We start from the raw sequence: 20,460 nt of genomic DNA, 5'->3' as shown, positions 1-20,460 counted from the left end.
CAAAAGAACTGGGGAGGGATGGGGCGCTTATTCCTCTCCCATCATCACTTCAAACAGCTGATTGAGCCGCTCTGTCCTCCCTTGGAGATACAGCCATCCAAACAGGGCCTCCAGTCCGGTGGCAGCCTGGTATTCTCCCCGGCTGGCCGCCTTGGGGACCGAGTGGGGCGCGGTATTTCGTCCACGCCGAAAGACATCCTCCTCCTCCTGGGTAAGCAGGGGCAGGATTCGCTCCAGCCGCCTGGCCTGAGCGGGCGCGGCCACATAGGTTACGGTCGCCCGGTGGAGGTCCTTTACCTTGGCCTTGCCATGGAGGCAGAGCCAGGAGCGTACCATCACCTCAAATACGCTGTCCCCCAAGTGGGCCAGCCCGAGGCTGGACAGGGCCAGAAGCTGATCCCGGCCCATATCAAGATGGAAATAGTCAGTCATCAAAATAAGACCTCCCTGCGGATTTTGGCCCCTTATGATACCACGTCTGAGTGGAAAATACAAGGGTGGGTGAGGAGCGGGTTGCGACAGTTACAGAGTCCACAGAATCGAAATGTAAAAAACTCTTGACATATTTTGAAGTCTATGATATCTTAAAAATGTCAAAAGAGTTTGACATATATCAATATGGAGTAGGAGGAACCTGGTTATGACTATGACGGAGATCGGCCTGCTGGCCTTTGGCGTATTTCTGCTGCTTCTGATTGTGCTGGATGTGGGGATGATCGTCTCTCTGGTGCGCCAGGGGGATGAGCGGAGGCAGATGATTGTCTGGAAGACCAGTACCTATACATTATTGGGGGCCTCTGGTGCCCTGGTGTTGGATATCATTGAAAATCTGGTGCGGAGCCAGCCCATGGCCGTCAATCCCTTTATTCATTTGGCTTCGACAGCGACGATTTACTTTGTTGTGCTGATGATTTATAGAAAGAAATATGGTGATTGACCGTGGAGAATAGGATCCGTGAGCTGCGAAAAGAGCGGGGCATCTCACAGGAGGAGCTAGCGAAGCTCTGCCATGTATCCCGGCAGACGGTCAACGCCATCGAGAACAATAAGTATGACCCGACGCTGGCCCTGGCGTTCTGCCTGGCCCGGGTGCTGGGCACTCCGGTGGATGCCCTGTTTCGATGTGAATGAAAAAGAAACTCCCCCTGTCCTTATGAGGACAGGGGGAGTTTTTATAGGAAGAATCTGGATAATTTATAAAAGTGTACTTTTCCAAATTTTGGACAGTACATCTTTCTAATATCAAATATAGCATTAACGCCAGAAAAAAGCAACAATTTAATTTTGTTTTTATTCTAATCTCCAAATTTATAAAAGTACACTTTTTCAGGATGCCGATAGCAGATTATTAAAATGAATAAGGAGGTAAATGGGAAGTCGTCCTATACTGCAAGCTCTGCTTCGGCATCCTGATGCACAGCACATTAAAAAAGGAGGTCAAAAAATGAACGTTCCCAGCAAGCGCACATCCCGGATGATCAGTATGCTCTTGGTACTCACCATGCTTATGGGGCTACTGACGGTGAGCGTTTCTGCACAGCCCGCCGCACAGGGCTCGAAAGTGGAAGATGCCATTCTTTACACGATCAATGCAGATAATGAGCTAGAGTACAACGTAGTTTATTCCTCCGCAATGACAGAGGCAACTCATGTGTCAGGAGAGGGCATTAGTTCCATTGACGAATTGAAAACCGCCCTCGGCACGCCTGATGACCTCGGCGATGCAATTACCGCAAATCTAACCATTACAGACGGTTCAGTTACAGAGATACAATCCATTGCCGAACGCCCCATTATCGGAATTTCCTGGAAGAAAGATTCCATTGGAAGTGATTACAGTGGCTTCGCTGAGGCGTTTGAGCGCAACGGCGCAATTTCCGTTTTTCTGCCACAGGTGAAAACGGAAGAAGAGGCCGCAGATGTCCTTTCCTCTATTGACGGTATTTTCTTTACTGGCGGAGAGGACTGGAATCCTGACCTCTATCATGAAATACAAACTCCCCACGGGTCTTCCGGCTGGAACGATGCCCGTGATACCTCAGATATTTACCTGATGCGTAAGGCTGTTGAACTAGACGTGCCTCTGCTGGCCGTCTGCCGGGGTGAGCAGGGTTTCAACGTCGCCCTCGGCGGCAAACTGATCCAGGACGTACCTTATTATCTGGGGCAGCAGGTGCTCAAAGGAAAGATCTCTCCTGCCCGCGTCACTGGCGTGCTTTCCGGCCCCTCTGAGTCGGAAATGGCCCAGCTTGAAACCGTCTGTGAAGAGTTCGGCCTTGAAGGAATCCCCGAAATCCTGGCTGAGTCCGTACAGGACACTGGCTACACCAAGTATGACGAGGACGGAGAAAAACTTGGCAGCACCTACGACAAAGGGACTGGAACTTACACCGAATTTGGTGAAGACTGTAAAGCTGGTCACCTGCGCGTGCAGATTGACGGGCTGGTCCACAGCGGCGGTAAGGGTTATCATAAACTGGACGCCGGCACAGACGGCGATGGCATAGGTATTGCGACGGATTCCAAGTGGCTGTATGACATTATCGGCTCTGATGAGATCGAACTGGTTGCCACTGCCCACCATCAGTCCATCGATCCTGAAAATCTGGCCGATGGACTGACCGTAGTGGCAAAGTCCTCCGACGGCATCATCGAGGCTGTGGAGTACCAAGAGGCTACATTCGCTCTGGCGCTTCAATGGCATCCTGAGCGTGACGCTCTGGAGGATACCAGGGACATTGACGTGGACCAGGATTTGTCCAACGCCCCTCTGCGGGCTCTGGTTGAGTATGCCAGACTCAAGATTGAGGAAGAAGAGGAAGAGATCCCAGGTGGCGGTGATGAAGGAGATGATGAGCCGTTCCAGCCCGCAGTTACCTATGAGTTCACTGTTACTGACGAGGAGCGCGCCGCAATTCACGAGGCTGTAGATAACCTGGCCGGTTACGTTGGTGACATGGTGGTCGGAGACGAAACATATAATCCTTATACATTGGTAGGGGCTCTGGCTGAGGGCTCTAGCTATGACTCTATCTCCTATGGCGCAACTGCATCTGGTGACGCGCCAACGGAGTATCCATTCTATGTGCCCAACACCGAGGCCAATAAAAATGAGCATGATCGCAAGGTAGCCAAGCTAGCTTGGGTCAAGGAACTGGGTGAGGCATTAGGGCTAGAAGTGGTCCAGCGCCAGGAGGATAAGTACGTTTATGTAGAAATTGGCGATCCCGACGCCCCCGAAATGGTCATGGCCCTTAGTCATTTGGACTCGCCTACCGGCTCAATTTCTGATGCCCAGCTGAAACGCTGGAGAGATCCAACCGGGAAGCTGGGTGCAGAAGGCGGTGACCCAGCAGCCTACCACACCCCCTATGTAAAGGACGGTTGGCTGTACGGCGCTGGCGTCCAGGACGACAGCGGTCCCACCCTGGCTACCCTCTTTGCGGCTAAGGCCCTTCAGGACTCCGGTGTGGAGTTCGACCGCCGCATCCGCATAGTCATGGGCTGCTATGAGGATGGAAGTCCTGCAAAACCGAGTGCGGACGACACTTTGAACTATATCGATATTCCATATTACAGCGCCCCTAGCTTCTATGACAACTGGACCTATAAGACGCTGAACCGGGAAGAAATCCCCATCGCTGCCTATACCTCTGATTCCCGGTTTCCTGTGGTGGTAGGCAATACAAAAGCGTGGACTCCCACGCTTACTATGAACCTCTCAGGGGACCTAGGTAAGCCCTTCGCCTTAGTAAGCACCGGCGCCGGCGTGACCCTGCGCGAAGGCGACCCCACTCTGAAGGACATCGTGTACGGTAGTGCCAACCAAATTGCCTCCCGTGCTATTTTCGTGTTGGACACCTCCAATGCGGAGAAGGCCGCTGTGGAGGAATTCTGTCGGAAGGTAGAACAGGCCGCCGAGGAGTGCGGCTGGCTGCCCAAGGAAGATGGCAAGACCCAGAAAGTCCAACTGACCGAAGATAACAGCACCTTAACCATGGAGATCAACACCGATGTGCCCATGGAGTATCCTATGCCCATGTACAGCAAAAACGCCGTGGTCTGGGGGATGTACCTCCTGTCCCAGGCGCTCCCTGAGGACATGGAGCTGAAAAAGGCCGCCGATGGCATCTCCAACCTGTTCTTCCAGAACTGCGTTGAGGGCGAAGCCTATATTGGCAAATACATGGACATCCCCGAAGATCTGTTGCGTAACCCCAATGACGGAACAGCCAATCTGACCATCGCACCCATGGGCACGATTAACGACGAGGACCCCTCGAAGTTCCCATTTTATGACCAGGAAAGCAAGACTTTGGAAATTCCCCTGGTCATCAGAAGCATCCACTCTAATGAATCCGACTATAAGACAGCAACCCAGGCGGTAGTAAGTGCTTGTGAGAAGAATGGCTTTGCTCTCTCTGGAAACGTACCGTCTTTCTCCGCACCCAGTCTGTACCTGACCCATGATAATCCCCTGACCGCTCTCCAGTATGCCAGCTATAAGGCAACTATTAGGTTTGCTCCCGATGAGTTCAGCGGTCCCAATGAACTGCTGGACATCAGCTATCCCGTTGGTACCACAGGCGGTACTCTGGCCAGTGACTATCAGAATAAGATGACCGCCTTTGGCGCTGTCATCCCTGGTAACGAGCGTTGGTGGCACTCCGCCAACGAGCGCATCAGCGTTGAGTCCATTGTGCAAATGACCAAGATGATGGCTGACGGAATGCTGGAGATGGCCCGCTACTCTGGCTCCGCGGGCGCACAGTTTATGTGGGCGGATCTGGAAGGCCTTAATGCTGACCGGGCCGACTTGGACCTGCTGGACGTAACCATTGACACCTACCAGGACGCATCCGATGAAATCAGCACAACCATTCTGGACGGAGATGAATTGATCGGTGCCACTGACTTTGAGATTCATATGTGGGCCAAACGGGGGAACGGCACCAAGAGCCAGATTGCATATGATCTGGGGCACGAATCAGGTGGCGTGTACCTGTCTCTGGACGATCAAGACTTCCAGGAGAACGACTTTGTTCTGCCCATGCGCCTTGAATTTAAGTATGAACGTCCCAGCGACATGAGTTCTGCTGACTGGAACGCTCTCCGCAGCGGAGAACTGGATATGGTCAGTTTCAGTCTGTTGAAGGATGGTACTTCCGTCGCACTGACCGTTCCTGACGATCAGAAGGCTGAGGACTACTTCTCTATCCGTGTGGATGAGAATAATGAAGACGCAGTCTATGTGGCGGTCAATGTGGCTATCATCGACGGCGAGTATACCGGTGTCGAGCCCGTGATGGCCGACTCCAAGACCGACCTGTTTAAGCTGAATGAAGATTGGCTGGCTGCCGGAAACGAGAATCCTTTCCCTGAGCGAGGACAAATCGAGAAGCGCGGTTTCTTCCTATTCGGCGACGATGGGAAGGACGCTTGCTTCCAGTCCCCGGATGCAATCTATGCTGTGCTCAACACGGACCAGATTACAGGTGGCGGTAGTAGCGGCGGTGGCGGCGGCTCCAGCAGCTACTCCATCAGCGTGGACAAGAACATCGAAAACGGCAGCGTGACTGTCTCCCCCAAGAGCGCCTCCAGCGGCCGGACGGTGACCATCACCGTCAAGCCCGACGAGGGCTATGAGCTGGACGAGCTGACCGTCACCGACAAGAACGGGGACGAGATCGAACTGACCGACAAGGGCGACGGCAAGTATACCTTCAAGATGCCCCGGTCCAAGGTGACCATTGAGGCCTCCTTCGTGGAGATCGACCACCAGGATACCTGCCCCGCCGCCGGCTTCCGGGATGTGGACGAGGACGCCTGGTACCATGAGGCGGTGGACTACGCTCTGGACAACGGCCTGATGTCCGGTGTGTCCGACCGGGAGTTCGCCCCCGGCAGCACCCTGACCCGTGCCATGGTGGCCCAGATGCTGTACAGCCTGGAGGGCAAGCCCGCGGCCGGCAGCGCTGACTTCGCTGACGTGGCGGAGGGCGCCTGGTACGCCGACACCATTTCCTGGGCGGCCGGTGAGGGCATCGTGTCCGGCTACGGCGACACCTTCGGCCCCAACGATCCCATTACACGGGAGCAGCTGGCGGCCATCCTGTACCGCTACGCCCAGAACGAGGGGTACAAGACCAGCCAGAGCGGCAAGGGTACAGAGGGCTATCTGGACGCCTCCTCCATCTCCAGCTATGCCGTGAAGGCCATGGACTGGGCGGTGAACGCCGGTCTGCTGTCCGGCAAGGGGAACAACACCCTGGCGCCTACCGCCGGGGCCACCCGTGCCGAGGTGGCGCAGATCTTTATGAACTTCTGTGAGAATATCGCAAAGTAAATATAGGTACTGCAAGCGGGGCGCCCTATGAGGCGCCCCGCTCCTGTTCTTGCTAGATATGCCTTTTCCAACATTCAGTGGGGAAAAGGCCCGGAGGAAGGGCAAAAACAGGTGACCGGAACAATAGATTGGACTTGCTTTTTTCGGCCAGACGTTATAAACTACTTTCATGGCAGAGTAGGATCACACGTGCTGGCCGGGTTCCGGCCTTTAGTGTCGGCGGGACGGGGAGTTGTCCGCCGGACGAACAGCGGTACCGCGCAAGCGGCCCGCGGCAGTGGGTGGTCCGCATCCCGCTGCCGCATATCGGGGTAAAATTGCTTCCTTTGTGCGGCGTTCCCTTCCGGGGCTGCCGAAAAACAAAAGGAGGTATTTTTATGCCACAGACACAAAGTGTTGACCAACTCTACCGTACCCCCCTTACCCCGTCCTATTGGCGGCAGGCGAGGGCGGCTCTGTCCAGCCCTAAAATGCTGGTCTTTGCCGCGCTGATGGTGGCCCTGACCCGGGCCCTGTCCATTCCACCCAGCATCCCTATCGGGCACACCAGTCTGTCCTTCGGATTTTTGGCCCGGTCCCTCTGCGCCTTGGTATGCGGCCCTGTGCTGGGGCTGGCCTTTGGGTTTGTGGAGGATATTCTGGGCTTTATCCTAAAGCCGACCGGCGAGTTCTTTTTCGGTTATACCCTATCCACCATGCTGGGGGTGCTCGCATACGCTCTGTGCTTTTACCGGGCAAGGATCACGGTGTGGCGGCTGGTGCTGGCCAATCTGCTGGTCAATCTGCTGGTCAATGCCGCGCTGGGGTCGGTGTGGACGATGATGGTCCGGGGCGGAGGCTACTGGGGCTGGTTTGTCCCCAGTCTGGGGAAAAATCTGCTGACTATCGTTCCGAAGGCGATTCTGCTCTATATCCTGTATCAGGCCCTGCTGCCCATTCTGCGCCAGATGAGGATCATCCCGAACCAGTTGGGGCCGAAGGGATTGATCTCCTTCTTCTGACCCCAAGCTGATTCAAACGAAAGGGAGGGCCGGACCATGCGGAAATTGGCGATTCTGGCCTTTTCCTTTTCCGGGGCTGTTTTTGCGGCCGCCCGGCTCCTGCCAGAGAATTGGCTTCCTGCCGGTGCTGTGGCTGCGGGATTCCTGTTCCTTGCCCTGCTGGTTTTTCGTCGTGGGCTGGGGGATAGTGGACTGGCCCTCCGCCTGGTCTGTGCGGGCTGCGCCTTGGGGCTGGCCTGGACAGCTGCTTATATCCAGATATTTTTCCAGCCAGCCAGAGAACTGGATGGGCAGACTGTCCTTCTTTGCGCCGAGGCGGCCGATTGGCCCCAGGAGGGGGACTACGGCTGGTCCGTGCTGATAAAGATGAAAACGGACAGGGGGATATCCCTGTCCACCGTTCTCTACTTGGATGAGCAGGGAAGCCAGGTCAAACCCGGAGACCGGCTCTCTACGGTGGCCCACTGCACCCTTGGGGACCGGACTCTGACAGGGGAGGAGATCACCTACTATACCGCCAAAGGCATCTTTCTCCGGGCACATGCATATGGACGGCTGGACATTCAGCGTCCGGAGCGAGTCCCCATCCGGTACTGGTCCGCCCTCCTGTCGAAGGAGCTGAAGGCGGGGATCAGCGCCGCCTTTCCGAAGGATACCGCTCCCTTGATCCAGGCTCTGGTCACCGGAAACCGGGATGGGCTGACCGATCAGTTTACCACATCCCTCCAGCGCACCGGGCTAAGTCATACGGTGGCGGTCTCTGGGATGCATCTGGCCTTTTTGTCCGGCCTTTTGACGCTCCTACTGGGCAGGGGAAAGCGGTCCACCGCTGTTGCAAACCTCGTCTGGGCGGTGCTGTTCTGTGGGATCGCGGGCAATACGCCCTCGGTGCTCCGGGCGGCGGTGATGATATCGATGCTCCAGTTGGCCCCTCTGTTCCGCCGGGAGAGGGACGGGGCCACCGCGCTGGGATTGGCCCTGATGGGCCTGCTGGCCTGGAACCCTTTTTCCGCCGCCCATCTCGGCCTTCAACTGTCCTTTGGCGCGGTGGCTGGGATATTACTGGTATCTGATCGTATCCAGAATGGAATGCGGAGGCTGCTTCGATTGGAGGGCCCTCGAAAGAGTCCTGTGACTAGGTTGCTTCTTGTGGTCCCGGATTTCCTGGTGTCCACCTTATCCGCCACACTGGGCGCGTCCCTGTTGACGGTACCTCTGGTAGCCGTCTATTTTGGTTATCTCTCCCTGATCGCGCCCCTGGCGAATCTGCTGACCCTTTGGGCGGTAGCCGTCCTCTTTGTGGCGGGGTTGTGGCTTGGCGTTTTTGGGGTTATCCTTCCAGGGGCGGCGGCTGTTATGGCAATACCCTTTACAGCATTGGCTCGCTATTTGGATTGGGTGGTGGATGGAATGTCCTCTCTTTCCCTGGCCGCCCTGCCTATGGATTCTTTTTATTATCGGGCCTGGGTCGTCTTTCTCTACCTGATGCTGGGAGCGGCGCTGCTGATCCGGGGGAAGAAGCGGATACTGGTCCCGCTGTGCGCCGGAGCGGCCACGCTGGCCTTCTGCCTGCTCTGTTCCGCGCTTGCCTTTCGGGCGGGGGAGCTGACTGCCGCCGTTCTTGACGTGGGCCAGGGGCAGAGCGTGCTCCTTCGGACTGGGGACTATCTAACGCTGGTGGACTGCGGCGGAGAGGGACAGCGAGACCCAGGGGATGTGGCCGCCGACTACATCCAGGCCCAGGGAATGGCCCGGCTGGATCTGCTGGTAGTGTCCCATTACCATACCGACCACGCTAACGGCATCCCCCAGCTGCTGCGCCGGATCCCTGTAGGGACAATTGCCCTGCCCGACGTGGAGGAGGGCGATCCGCTGCGGGAGGAGATCATCGCTCTGGCCCAGGAGCGGGGAAGCGAGCTGTATTTTATCCGCCGGGATACCAATTTTGACCTGGGTGAGGGGCGCTCCATAGAGATCTTTCCACCTGTGGGCCAGGGTAGGCAGACAAACGAGCTGGGACTGACTGTGCTGGCCTCCTCCGGCGGCTTTGCGGCCCTCATCACCGGGGATATGAGCGGGGAGTCGGAGAAAGAGCTGCTGGCCCATGCGGACCTTCCAGACATTGACCTGCTGGTGGCGGGGCACCACGGCTCACGGGATTCCACCACAGGAGAGCTGCTGGAGCGGGTGCGGCCAGAGCTGGCTGTCATCTCTGCGGGGAAGGGGAACAGCTACGGACATCCCGCCCCGGAAACGCTGGAGCGTCTGGACGGGGTGGGAGCCCTGATTTACCGCACGGACCTCCAGGGGACTGTGGTGGTCCGGGCAGATGGGCAGGCTCCCGCCGAGGGGTGAACCAAACAGAAGAACAGGAGGGTGCGCCATGCCGCCCAAGGGAAAGCCGGATACTGCCGGCTACGAGAAATTTTTAAAAGATCTGGAGAGCGGAATTTTCGGTCAGCTCTATCTCTTTCACGGGGAGGAGACATATCTTCGGGACCACTATTTGGGCCAGTTGAAGGACAAACTTCTGGCTGGTGGGATGGGGGCCTTTAACCTCCATGAAATCGCCCCCAAGGATATGTCCCCTCACGCCATGGAGGAGGCGGTGGACTGCCTGCCCATGATGGGGGAGCGGACTGTCGTGCTGGTGACGGATTTTGACCTGTCAAAAACAGGTGAGAAGGACCGGGAGGACTATATCCGCATTTTTTCGCAGCTGCCGGAATACTGCTGTGTCGTGCTGGTCTATGACTTAATTCCTTACAAGCTGGACGCCCGGACCAAGCTCGCCTCGGCCATAAAGGAGCACGGTACTGTGGTAAACTTTGTCCGGCAGGAGGAAAATGAGCTGGTAAAGTGGGTGACCCGCCGATTCCGTGCCCTGGGCAAGCGGATCGACAGCCGTCTGGCGTCGGAGCTCATCTTTCTGTGCGGCGATCTGATGCACAACCTGGTGGGCGAGATCGAGAAGGTCGGGGCCTATGCCAAGGGGGAGCAGATCACCCGGCAGGACATTGAGGCGGTGGCCACTCCCCAGCTGGATACCGTGGTCTTTCGCATGACCGATGCCATTGGGGAGAAAAATTTTGACCGGGCTGCGGGCGTACTCGGGGAGCTGTACCAGATGCAGGAGACGCCCTATGTCATTATGGCCTCTCTGGGCAGACAGATGCGGCAGCTGTACTCGGCCAGACTGGCCCTGGAGCAGGGGAAAGGGGCCTCCTATGTGGCGGACCTGTGGAAGCTGAAGCCGTACCCGGCCGACAAGCTGATGACAAGCGCCAGGCGGTTTTCCCTAAAGTGGTGCCGGAAGGCCGTGGTCCGCTGCGGTCAGACCGATCTGGCGATGAAGTCCACCGGACAGGACGGCAAGGAGCTGCTGACTACCCTTCTGTTGGAACTGGCCGATCCGGCCTGAGAAACGGGGGCAGAGAGATCCATGCTTCGTATCAGAGAGGCCATCGTGGTAGAGGGCCGGTATGACAAGAATACGCTCTTACAGGTGGTGGATACCCTGATTTTGGAGACCGGCGGCTTCCGGATCTTCAAGGACCCGGACCAACTGGCCCTGCTTAGGCGGGCTGCGGAAAAACGGGGGCTTGTCGTCCTCACCGATTCCGACGGGGCGGGATTTGTCATTCGAAACCACATCAAAAGCGTGATTCCGGGCTCTCTGCTGAAGCACGCCTATATCCCGGATGTATATGGCAAGGAGCGGCGGAAGCGCCAGCGAGGGAAAGAAGGCAAGCTTGGCGTGGAAGGGATGCCGCCCCGGGTGCTGGAACAGGTCCTCCGCCGAGCGGGGGCGACCTTTCTGGATGAGGGAGCGCGTTCGGAGGAGGCGGGGCCGCCGCTGACTAAAGCGGATTTGTTTGCTGCCGGGCTGTCCGGAGGGGCAGACAGCGGAGCCCGGCGGCTGGCCCTGCTGAAAAGGCTGGCGCTGCCGGAGCATATGTCCGCCAACGGACTGCTGGCCGTCCTCAACGGCTGTTACAGCCGGGGGGAGGCGCTGGAACTGTTGAATCAGAAGAAGTGACAAGGCTGTGACCTTTATAGGTCACAGCCTTGCTTTTTCTTTATTGCACCATCTCCGCCAGCAGGTCCAAGTGGTCGGACAGCTTCTCCACCCCGGCGTAGCAGAACACCGCCACCCGGCTGCCCCGGCCCACCGCCGCCATCTGCCAGGGGTCATCCTCCACGGTGGCCAGGATGACAAAATCGGTGCCCGGCCAGTCCACCTCCTCATAGCTCCAGTACAGGTTGACCAGACGGTAGAGATCCATCTGGGCCCGTGCCACCGGCTTGGCCAGAGGGGGGAGGGTGTGGAAATAGGTCATGTCCAGGTTGGGGGAGTAGGTGTACTCGCCACCGTGGGGATCGGGGGAAAAGGTGGACGGTTTTCTCCCCGGCTGGAGGGCATCCAGATCCTGGCTGACCTCGTACCACACCGGGGACAGCAGAGAGAAGTACCGCTGGGCTACATTCTCACTGCTCAACCCGGAGTTTTTCCGGTATACGGTCTCATAGGGGCCCAGGGGGACCTGTTCCAGATCGTACAGGGAGATATAGGGGGCTGTAAACTCCTCCACCGGTCGGAGGGTCAGCCGGCTGTCGCCAAACTGATTGTACAGAACAAGCGCCACTAAAATAGGGCCCAGCACCAGCGCGGCGATGTTCTCCCGGACGATCCGCCTGCTGGGCCCTGGTGACGGGGGCGGCGGAAGCCCATCCTTCAGGGCGTTGTAGGTGGAGAACAGGGCCTTGCGGTCCCGGCGGTCGATGGGGCGGGAGTAGAAAAATATACCGGCCAGAAAGAGCAGGAGAATCGGATCGAAGGCGTAAAGCAGGATCAGGGGCAGGCGGACGAAATTGTCCGGCTGTACATCGTATTGATGGCCCAGGAACAGGGCGGCCAGGAACAGGATACCCAGCAGGCTCCACAGCACGATCTTCCGTCTGCGGTAGGAGCGAAGGCTGTTGGCCAGCCGGTCCAGGGAGAGCCCCTGACTCTGGTAATCGGAAAACAGCTCGGGTGTATGGGGGTCCGTGGTGTAAAACAGGAAATAGGCCCGGCCCACCCGGAAGGCATATTCCCACCCGGCCTGCCGGTACAGCTCCAGCTTTTCCTGGGTAGGCTCCACCCCCTCGCCGGCCCGGTTGGCGAAGGGGTCCAGCCGGAAGCGGGTGCCGGGTACGCCCCGGTCCTCGAAGGTGGCCCAGGAGCCCAGGTGGGTGGGGAACAGCCCCTGGTTTGCCTGGCCCTCCAGCCACTGCTCCAGTCCGGGGATATCATAAAGGGAAAAGGGGATGATTTTTCTGATAGTTGACATAAAATTCACTCCCAATCAGTTATATTATAGCAGACGGACGGTCAGGACGCTTTGCCCTCTGCCATTTTGATAATATCCTCCAGATGGCCGGACAACTCTCCGTGTCCGGTGTAGCGGACCAGGACGACCTTATCCCCTATGGCCACGGCGGCGGTCTGGAACAGGGTCCCCTCCTTGCGGGCCGTGGACAAAAAATTCACACGGGAATCAGAGTGCTTTGACACCTGCCAGGTCCCGCCCTCCGGATTGGTCCACCAGATATCTTCATCTAACCGCATAGCTTTGGACAGCAGTTCATTGGCCAGGGGGACGGAGAGGAAGGACAGGGGGGCGGGGATGTCATACCAGTCGATCTGCATCCAGTTCAGCTTTCCAGCCAGATCCGGCTGTCCGGCCTGAAATACCTCCCACTGGTTCCAGCACAGCAGATAGTGGTTCTTTCGGCTGTAATTGAAGTAGTCCGATTGGTCGTGATTCTCCGTTTCATAAGGGCGGTAGCCCTTCCCCTCCACCTGCGCCAGAGAGAGGGGAGAGAAGTCCGACACCTGGCTGACGGGCCTCATGTCGCCCCCCAGGAAGGGCAGGATGTAACGGGGAAGGATCAGCAGGACGATCAGAAGGATGCATAGAGTGAAGGACAGCAGAGGGACGAGCCGCCGCCGGGAATAGGGGGAGTGGTGGTCCATCGGCTCACCCGCCTCCAGGCGGCGCGCCAGTCTGGACAGGTTCCGCACATCGGCCCAGGCGGCGGGCAGGGCGCACAGCTGGTACAGCGCAAAGAGGAGCAGGGGGACGGCGGAGGTGGTCAATAGATTGAGAATGGGAGTGTCGTTCAGCAGAAGGGCGGTCAAAACAACTGCCAGGACAAGAAATGCCACATTCCCCACAAAGCCCCGGCGGGCGGAACGGTACAGCTTTTTCCACCGCTGGCTCTGGAGCTTCGGATCAGTGTGGAGCTCCGGGGCGTCCAGGTCCTGAGTGGAAAAAATCAGCATGGAGTTGTCCACCGTGTCTATATAGTCCCAGCCGAAGTCCTGGTACAGCTCCAGCATAGAGCGGGGCAGGTCGTCATCCAGGCGGAGCCGAAAAGGCTCCAGGCGGTAGCGGGTCTTTTTTGCCGGGCCGGGGGTAAAGGTGCAGAACAGGGGGCGGAACTTCTTGAGATAGAGCCCCTGCAGGGCCATGTCCTCCAGCCAGCTCTCCAATCCCTCCCCGTCCGCGGAAGACACCGGGGTGATCTTTCTGACATATTTCATAACAGGGCGCCTCCTTTTGGTGCTTTCAGGGGTCCAGCTGGGCCAGAAACAGCTCCAGACATTCCGCCTGGTCGGGGACGCCCCGGCAGAGCAGGCGAAAGACCTGATTGCCCCGGCGGCCCAGGTAGATGTGGTTGGGGGGATCGTCGTCGTATTGCAGGATTGTGTATTCCAGACTGTCCAGGCCGGGGCGGGTCACCGCCTGGAGGGGCTGGTGGACCGTGAGGACAGTGGGGTGGATGAACTGCTCCTGGTTTTTCCGGAACTGCTCCGGCTCATGGGCCTCCTCCGTCCGCAGGGAGGAAAACAGCCACTCTGCCGCCCAGTCTGTCCTGGTTCGATAGAAGTCCACGGCGACGATGGCATTACCGCTGTATCCATCGGAGCGGACCTCTCCGGAACTCCACCAGTCGTACTGCTCCGGGCACAGGAGGGAGGCGGTTCTGGTGTTATACCGGGTCATCATCTGGGGAGTGTCCAGGGTGATGTCCGCCTCCCCGTGGAAGGCTTGCTCCAGGGTGACATGAGGGAAGGTCCACTCCTCCGGGCCGGACAGCTTATGGACGGACTGGGCGCTGACCACACCCACCAGAATGGGAAGGGGAAGGAGCAGAGCGGCAGCGCACCAGCCCGTCACCACCCAGGGGACCCGGTTCCGGCGGCCCTCCTTCAGAGGGATACCGTTGGCCAACTGCCGCCACATCCGCTTCCAGCGCTTCATCATATTCGTCTGAGGCAGCAGGGAGAGTATGGCCCAGCCGGCCAGCAGGATCATCAGGGTGAGGAAAATTTCCGTTTCCAGTACCACATACTGCCCCAGCATCCAGGGCTGGGTGGCGATTTTTACCAGAGTCTTGCGAAAGCAGAAAAGAAGCCATAGCACCAGCAGGAAACGGCGGCGCCGGATTCGGCGGATTAGGGGGGTGAGGGTTTCGCTCTGGGTCACCGGGTCGGTGTGGAGGGGCGGGGCGTCCGCTCGCTCTGTCCGGTAGACATAATACAGATTGGAGAGGGTGGTCACGTAGGTCCAGCCCGCCTCCCCATAGGCCGCATTGCGCTCCGGATCGATGCCGTAGAAGCCGGCGATCTCCAGACCAAAGCGGGTGCCGGGGGTTGGTTCTCCCCGTCGGAACCGGGCGGTTTCCGAGGACAGCTTTACCAGATGGAGCCCCTGGGCCGCCATGTCGGCCAGCCAGCGCTCCAGACCGGCCATGTCATAAATCTCCACAGGGATGATCTTCCGGACCAGCTTTTCTCTCTGTTTCATATGGATGACCTCCTTTGGTCCAAGGTGTCAAAGGGCTTCCAGCATTTCCGCAAACCGAGGGAGAAATTGGGTCAGATCCTTGGAGCCCTCGTACTCTACCCGCATGACGAGGCCGCCTTTGCGGAGGACGAGGTAATAGAAGTCGGGGTTTCGTTCGCTCTGATAATACCAGATCTCCTCCAGGCCGTGAGCGGGCTCCAGAGCCCGATAGTTCTCATGTCCGCCCCAGGCCCTCCACTCCCAGACCCGCCGCTCCGCCACGGCGGGGAGGAGATAACGGGTAATGTTGATTTCCAGATGGGGGATGTCAGCCAGAGAGCCGCCGGAGCCAAAGACCCGGTTTGACTCCCACTGCCGGTAGTACCATTCCTCCGGTGTGAGGGGGGTGTCGCCGTGGGAGATGTAATCCATGTTGAACATGATATCCCCGGTGGGTCGGAACTCCGGCCCCTCGATCTCAGTCATGGTGACAAAGTTGGAGTCGGCCAGGTCATAGGGGAAATAGCCGTGGGTAAAAAAGACGAATACGATCTCCACCGTCACCAGCGCCAGGGGCAGGATGGAGAGGGAGGTCAAAACACCGCCCAGCCGACGGCCGGGGGCAGGGGAGAGAGGCAGACCCTTTTGACTCCGCCGGTGGAGCCGCCAGAGGGTGAACAGGCCGAGCAGATAGGCCAGGTCCACCAGCAGAAGGCCCAGCAGGGCCAGCAGCCAGGGGAGGGGGCCGTCCGCCAGCGCCTCCGCCCAGAAGTAGCGGAGATCGGACAGAGAAAAGGCGTTGGAAAAAGGATATAGGAATTTGTATAACAGAAAATTGACGATTGCCAAACCTATGCCGCCCAACAGCTTCTGCTTGAAAAAGCGGCGGATGGCGTAGTCCAGCACATCGGGGTCTGTGTGGGCCTGGGCCGCCCGGTCGGCGGTGGCGAACACAAAGAAGTTTTTACGGAAGATGCCCAGATAGCTCCAGCCCGCCGCCCGGAACAGGTCAGTCAACTCCGGGTCCTCCTGGTCTGTCTTGTTGTGGGCGGGCTCCAGATGGAAGCGGAGGGGAGCGGGCTCCTGTCGGGCAAAAAGGGTCAGAGGGCCCGCCGTACAGTCAAACACCAGACCCTTGCCAGCCATTTTTTCCAGCCAGATTTCCAGCGCCGGGATATCATATCCACCCACGGGGCAAAGGCGAAAGACAGTGCCGCTCATGTTCTTCTCCTTTCTGATTCAACCAATATGTCTGCGTACAGGTCCAGCCAGCGCTCCAGCCCTTTGAAGTCGTACAGGCCGCAGGGAAGATGCTTCTTGATGCGCTTATTCATCGTTCTTCCTCCTCTCCGTCCAGAACACAGGCCCGAAGCCGGTCCAGCTCCTCATGATAGGCCTGCCGCCCCTGATCTGTCAGCCGGTAGGTGCGCTTTCGTCCATCGACCTCCGTTTCCTGAATAAAGCCCTCGTCCTGAAATTTAGCCAGCAGGGTATACAGCGTGCCGGGACCCAGCCGTACTCTGCCGCGGGTACGGCGCTCGACAAATTCAGTGATCTCGGTCCCGCACATATCCCGGCGGAGAAATGACATCAGGACATAAAACATGGGTTCGGTCAGAGGGCCTCTTTCCTTACCGGCCACAGTAACATCCCCTCTCAATATTGAAATGCGATATCGACTATCGATATTATATGGGAAAAGAAGAAAAATGTCAATGGGAGAGGGGAGGAAAAGGCGGTTTTCCGCAAATTCTTTCAACCGAAATCTGACCGGTTTTTTCCGGTCAAGCACCTATAATAGAGTCTGTCGCCCGCCTTTGGACAGGCGGAACTGGAGAGAGGGGAGCGGTCCGGCGTGACGGTCATCTATGTGGATACCCTGTTTCTGCTCAATGGGATCATTGACTATCTGCTGCTGCTGGCCGCCGCCCGCCTAGCGGGGGAGCCACTGCGTCGGCTGCGCTTCGGAGCGGCGGCCGCTCTGGGTGGGGCCTATGCTGTGGCCATCTTTCTGCCGGGCATGGCGTTTCTGGCAGGTCCCTGGTGTAAGTTGGCCTCCTGCGTTTTGATGCTGGTGGTGGCCTACGGCGGGAGCCGGAGGCTACTCCGCCAGGGGCTCATCTTTGTGGCTCTGGCCTGCGCGTTGGGAGGTGGAGTAGTGGCCATCGGGCTGCTGGACGGCCGGAGCCTGAGTTTGGGGAGCGGAGTGTTTTATTCCTCCCTGGACCTGAAGATGGTGCTCCTCTCTGCTGCGGTCTGCTATGTGGTCCTCACAGCTGTCTTTCAACGAATTGGCAGGCATAATTCCTTGACAGGAGAGCTCCTTCAGGCGAAACTGCGGCTGGGGAAACGGACGGCGGAGTTCACCGCCCTGGTGGATACTGGGAATACCCTGACAGACCCAGTGTCGGGACGGCCTGTGATGGTGGCGGAGGGAGACAGTGTGTCCGGCCTGTTTCCAGAGTGCCGCAGGCCGCGGGCGGCCGACCTCATGGATCCAGCCGGTGCTATGGCCAGGCTTGGAACCGGGGAGTGGAAGGGTCGTTTTCGCCTGTTGCCCTACCGTGCGGTAGGGGTGGACAGAGGACTGCTGTTGGCCTTGAAGGTGGACAGCCTGAATCTGGGTGGAAAGGAGCGTGGGCCGCTTCTGGTGGCCCTGTCCCCAACTCCTGTGTCAGACGGAGGAGGGTACCGGGCTTTGATCGGGCCCCTGGATGGAAAGGACGAGTGCACATGAGCATGAGAGAGATTATTTGGAAACTGCGGGACCATTTGGAAAGCCTGCTGACTAGTCTGGGGCTGTCCCTGCCCGGCAAGGTGATGTATATAGGGGGGAGCGACACCCTGCCCGCCCCCTTGGAAAGAGAGGCGGAGGCGGAGCTCATCGCCCGGCTGGAGCGGGGAGACCGGGGGGCGAGAGACCTGCTCATTGAGCACAATCTCCGGCTGGTGGCCTATATCGCCCGCCGGTTTGAGAATACCGGCATCAATATTGAGGACCTCATCTCCATTGGGACCATCGGGCTCATTAAGGCGGTGGGCACCTACCAGCCGGCGAAAAGCATCAAATTGGCAACTTATGCCAGCCGCTGCATTGAAAATGAAATCCTGATGTACTTGAGAAAGACAGCGAATCAGAAGACAGAGCTGTCCTTTGACGAGCCCTTGAATACCGACTGGGACGGAAACGAGCTGCTGCTGTCCGACATTCTGGGGACCGATGGGGACCTGGTCATGCGGCCCATCGAGGCGGACGTGGACCGCCAGCTGCTGCGCCAGGCCATGGACCGGCTGGAGCCCCGGGAGAGGCAGATTATTACCATGCGCTTTGGGCTGGACGGCCGCCCAGAGCGGACACAGAAGGAGGTGGCGGACCAGCTGGGCATCTCACAGTCCTATATCTCACGGCTGGAGAAGCGGATCATCGCCCGGCTGAAGAAGGAGATCGTCCGCATGATGTGAGGGCAAACTGTACAGAAGCTGGCTGCTTATCGTTGACCATTTTTATAAATTGTGAAAAAACCTCTGGTAAAAGTCGGAGAGATGTGGTATAGTAAGGCCGAGAAATATCCCAGGAGATCTGAGGGGCGGAAGACTTTGATTTCCTGGGATATGTTCTGCTTCGCGCAAATTATGACAGGAAGAGAGAAAGGGAGATGTCGTTATGTATGATGCGTTCGCGGGCTTAATCAGTCAGATCAGCGGTTTCATGTACAGTTACCTGTTGATCGTCATGCTGCTGGGCGTAGGCCTGTACTTCACCTTCCGGAGCAAGTTTGTCCAGCTGCGCCTGCTGCCGGAGTCGATTCGCGTGGTAGGAGAAAAGACGGGGGATCAGCACTCGGTTTCCGCATTTGAGGCGCTGATGGTATCCACAGCCAGCCGCGTGGGTACCGGAAATATTGTAGGTGTGGCCAATGCCATCGCCATCGGAGGCTATGGCGCCGTGTTCTGGATGTGGCTGATTGCCATTGTGGGAGGCGCGACTGCCTTTGTAGAGAGCACGCTGGCCCAGATCTATAAGAAAAAGGACCCGGAGGGCGGCAGCTATGGTGGTCCGTCCTACTACATTCAGGCGGCTCTTAAGAGCCGGGTGCTGGGCGTTGTCTTCGCCATCGCCCTCATCGCCACCTATGCCGGTGGTTTCAATATGCTGGCCTCCTACAACCTGATTAGCAGCTTTACCAGCTATGACTTCTACGCCAGTGCCGGCACCTTTACCCTGGGCGGCAAAGAGTACAGCGTTGTGGCCGTGGTGGGCGGCGTGATCCTGGCCATCCTGGTGGCCATCTGTGTACTGGGCGGCGGCAAGCGGATCGTCAAGGTTACCGGCGTTTTGGTCCCTGTCATGGGTGTGTTGTATATCCTGATGGCCCTGGTGGTCATGGTGATGAATCTGAATATGATTCCCAGTGTCCTGGGCCGCATTTTCAGCGAGGCATTTGATTTCGGAGCCATGTTCGGCGGTGCCGTGGGCTTTGGTTCCTCGGCCATCATGCAGGGAATCAAGCGTGGCCTGTACTCCAACGAGGCCGGTGTGGGTTCCGCCCCCAACGCCGCCGCGGCCGCTGACGTATCCCACCCCGTCAAGCAGGGATTGGTCCAGATGCTGTCCGTCTTTATTGACACCATCCTGGTCTGTACCGCCACGGCCATGATGTGCCTGTGTACCGGCATCGATATCAAGGGCGGACTGGAGGGTGCGCCCCTGGTCCAGGCGTCTCTGGCTACTACCTTCGGCGCGGTAGGCCCCTACTTTATCACCTTTGCGCTGCTGCTCTTCGCTTTCACTACCCTGCTGGGCAACTTGTTCTACTGTGAGGGCTGTTTGAACTACATCGCTAACCGCAAGCTGGGAAGCGTGCCGATGACTGTGTTCCGGCTTATCGCTTGCGGGCTGGTCTTTGTAGGGGCCCAGTTGTCCTTTGGCTTGGTCTGGGACCTGGCCGATGTGCTGATGGGCATTATGGCCATCATCAACCTGCCGGTCATTGTCATTTTGGGCCGTACAGCTATGCGGGCCCTTCAGGACTACATGGAACAGCGCAGGGCGGGCAAGAACCCTGTATTCAAAGCCTCCAGCATCGGCCTGAAGGAAAAAACTGATTTTTGGAACTGAATCTGGCAGGCTTTCTGCCAATAAAAGGCCCAGGGACGACGAATCGTCCCTGGGCCTTTTGAGTCGTAAAAGGATTTGACACAAGGGGGGGCAATCAGGTAAACTATATAAAAACATCATATCCAGTGGCCTCCGCTGTATAGGGGAGGTTGTGCAGAT

Annotated in this window: 16 protein-coding genes and 1 riboswitch; of the genes, 10 read left to right on the top strand and 6 right to left on the bottom strand. The window is 58.0% G+C overall.

Annotated elements, in window-relative coordinates; translation table 11 throughout:
- Nucleotides 1-27 precede the first annotated feature (27 nt).
- Complete coding sequence (locus tag ACEVJK_RS06100) at nt 28-432, bottom strand: Mini-ribonuclease 3 (protein ID WP_147571924.1); 405 nt, start codon at nt 430-432, stop codon at nt 28-30.
- A gap of 208 nt (nt 433-640) precedes the next feature.
- Between ACEVJK_RS06100 and ACEVJK_RS06095 the strand changes: the two genes are divergently transcribed.
- From ACEVJK_RS06095 to ACEVJK_RS06065, 7 genes are all read left to right on the top strand, one after another.
- Entirely contained in the window at nt 641-937 is a 297-nt protein-coding gene (locus ACEVJK_RS06095) for a hypothetical protein (protein WP_240287563.1), read from the top strand.
- A gap of 2 nt (nt 938-939) precedes the next feature.
- The gene (locus ACEVJK_RS06090) at nt 940-1,131 is read left to right on the top strand and encodes a helix-turn-helix transcriptional regulator (RefSeq protein WP_374740221.1); all 192 of its coding nucleotides are present in this window, start codon (nt 940-942) and stop codon (nt 1,129-1,131) included.
- A gap of 313 nt (nt 1,132-1,444) precedes the next feature.
- A complete protein-coding gene (locus ACEVJK_RS06085; protein WP_374740220.1) occupies nt 1,445-6,346 on the top strand; it encodes a M20/M25/M40 family metallo-hydrolase in 4,902 nt (1,633 codons plus the stop codon).
- A 171-nt stretch (nt 6,347-6,517) separates the two neighbouring features.
- A riboswitch (THF riboswitch) is annotated at nt 6,518-6,647 on the top strand.
- A gap of 76 nt (nt 6,648-6,723) precedes the next feature.
- Nucleotides 6,724-7,347: a folate family ECF transporter S component gene (locus ACEVJK_RS06080; protein WP_147571921.1), complete on the top strand. Its 624-nt coding sequence runs from the start codon at nt 6,724-6,726 to the stop codon at nt 7,345-7,347.
- A gap of 36 nt (nt 7,348-7,383) precedes the next feature.
- Nucleotides 7,384-9,702, top strand: a complete 2,319-nt coding sequence (locus ACEVJK_RS06075; RefSeq protein ID WP_374740219.1) for a DNA internalization-related competence protein ComEC/Rec2 — start codon at nt 7,384-7,386, stop codon at nt 9,700-9,702.
- Nucleotides 9,703-9,730: 28 nt separating this feature from the next.
- On the top strand, nt 9,731-10,768 hold the full coding sequence (holA, locus tag ACEVJK_RS06070; protein WP_262670287.1) for a DNA polymerase III subunit delta: 1,038 nt from the start codon (nt 9,731-9,733) through the stop codon (nt 10,766-10,768).
- Between the two features lie 21 nt (nt 10,769-10,789).
- Nucleotides 10,790-11,386: a toprim domain-containing protein gene (locus tag ACEVJK_RS06065; RefSeq protein ID WP_262670286.1), complete on the top strand. Its 597-nt coding sequence runs from the start codon at nt 10,790-10,792 to the stop codon at nt 11,384-11,386.
- Between the two features lie 40 nt (nt 11,387-11,426).
- On the opposite strand, the gene ACEVJK_RS06060 is transcribed toward ACEVJK_RS06065, so the two are convergent.
- The 5 genes from ACEVJK_RS06060 to ACEVJK_RS06040 all read right to left on the bottom strand — a co-directional run bounded on the left by ACEVJK_RS06060 (nt 11,427) and on the right by ACEVJK_RS06040 (nt 16,824).
- On the bottom strand, nt 11,427-12,680 hold the full coding sequence (locus ACEVJK_RS06060; RefSeq protein WP_262670285.1) for a DUF2812 domain-containing protein: 1,254 nt from the start codon (nt 12,678-12,680) through the stop codon (nt 11,427-11,429).
- A 41-nt stretch (nt 12,681-12,721) separates the two neighbouring features.
- Nucleotides 12,722-13,936, bottom strand: coding sequence for a DUF2812 domain-containing protein (locus ACEVJK_RS06055; protein WP_374740218.1), 1,215 nt, complete (start codon nt 13,934-13,936; stop codon nt 12,722-12,724).
- A gap of 25 nt (nt 13,937-13,961) precedes the next feature.
- A complete protein-coding gene (locus tag ACEVJK_RS06050; RefSeq protein ID WP_374740217.1) occupies nt 13,962-15,203 on the bottom strand; it encodes a DUF2812 domain-containing protein in 1,242 nt (413 codons plus the stop codon).
- 27 nt (nt 15,204-15,230) lie between these two features.
- Nucleotides 15,231-16,403, bottom strand: coding sequence for a DUF2812 domain-containing protein (locus tag ACEVJK_RS06045; protein WP_374740216.1), 1,173 nt, complete (start codon nt 16,401-16,403; stop codon nt 15,231-15,233).
- Nucleotides 16,404-16,512: 109 nt separating this feature from the next.
- Nucleotides 16,513-16,824, bottom strand: a complete 312-nt coding sequence (locus tag ACEVJK_RS06040; RefSeq protein ID WP_262670281.1) for a PadR family transcriptional regulator — start codon at nt 16,822-16,824, stop codon at nt 16,513-16,515.
- Between the two features lie 213 nt (nt 16,825-17,037).
- Between ACEVJK_RS06040 and ACEVJK_RS06035 the strand changes: the two genes are divergently transcribed.
- From ACEVJK_RS06035 to ACEVJK_RS06025, 3 genes are all read left to right on the top strand, one after another.
- A complete protein-coding gene (locus ACEVJK_RS06035; RefSeq protein ID WP_186852632.1) occupies nt 17,038-17,919 on the top strand; it encodes a sigma-E processing peptidase SpoIIGA in 882 nt (293 codons plus the stop codon).
- The gene (sigE, locus tag ACEVJK_RS06030) at nt 17,916-18,644 is read left to right on the top strand and encodes an RNA polymerase sporulation sigma factor SigE (RefSeq protein ID WP_262670279.1); all 729 of its coding nucleotides are present in this window, start codon (nt 17,916-17,918) and stop codon (nt 18,642-18,644) included. The genes ACEVJK_RS06035 and sigE overlap by 4 nt, the downstream gene beginning before the upstream one ends.
- Nucleotides 18,645-18,846: 202 nt before the next feature.
- Nucleotides 18,847-20,301, top strand: coding sequence for a sodium:alanine symporter family protein (locus ACEVJK_RS06025; RefSeq protein ID WP_147571912.1), 1,455 nt, complete (start codon nt 18,847-18,849; stop codon nt 20,299-20,301).
- Nucleotides 20,302-20,460 lie beyond the last annotated feature (159 nt).

This window comes from Flintibacter sp. P01028, from assembly GCF_041925235.1.
Lineage (GTDB): Bacteria > Bacillota > Clostridia > Oscillospirales > Oscillospiraceae > Lawsonibacter > Lawsonibacter aceti.
Note: the sequence above shows the minus strand (reverse complement) of the source record. Positions and strands in the feature narration are given on the sequence as shown.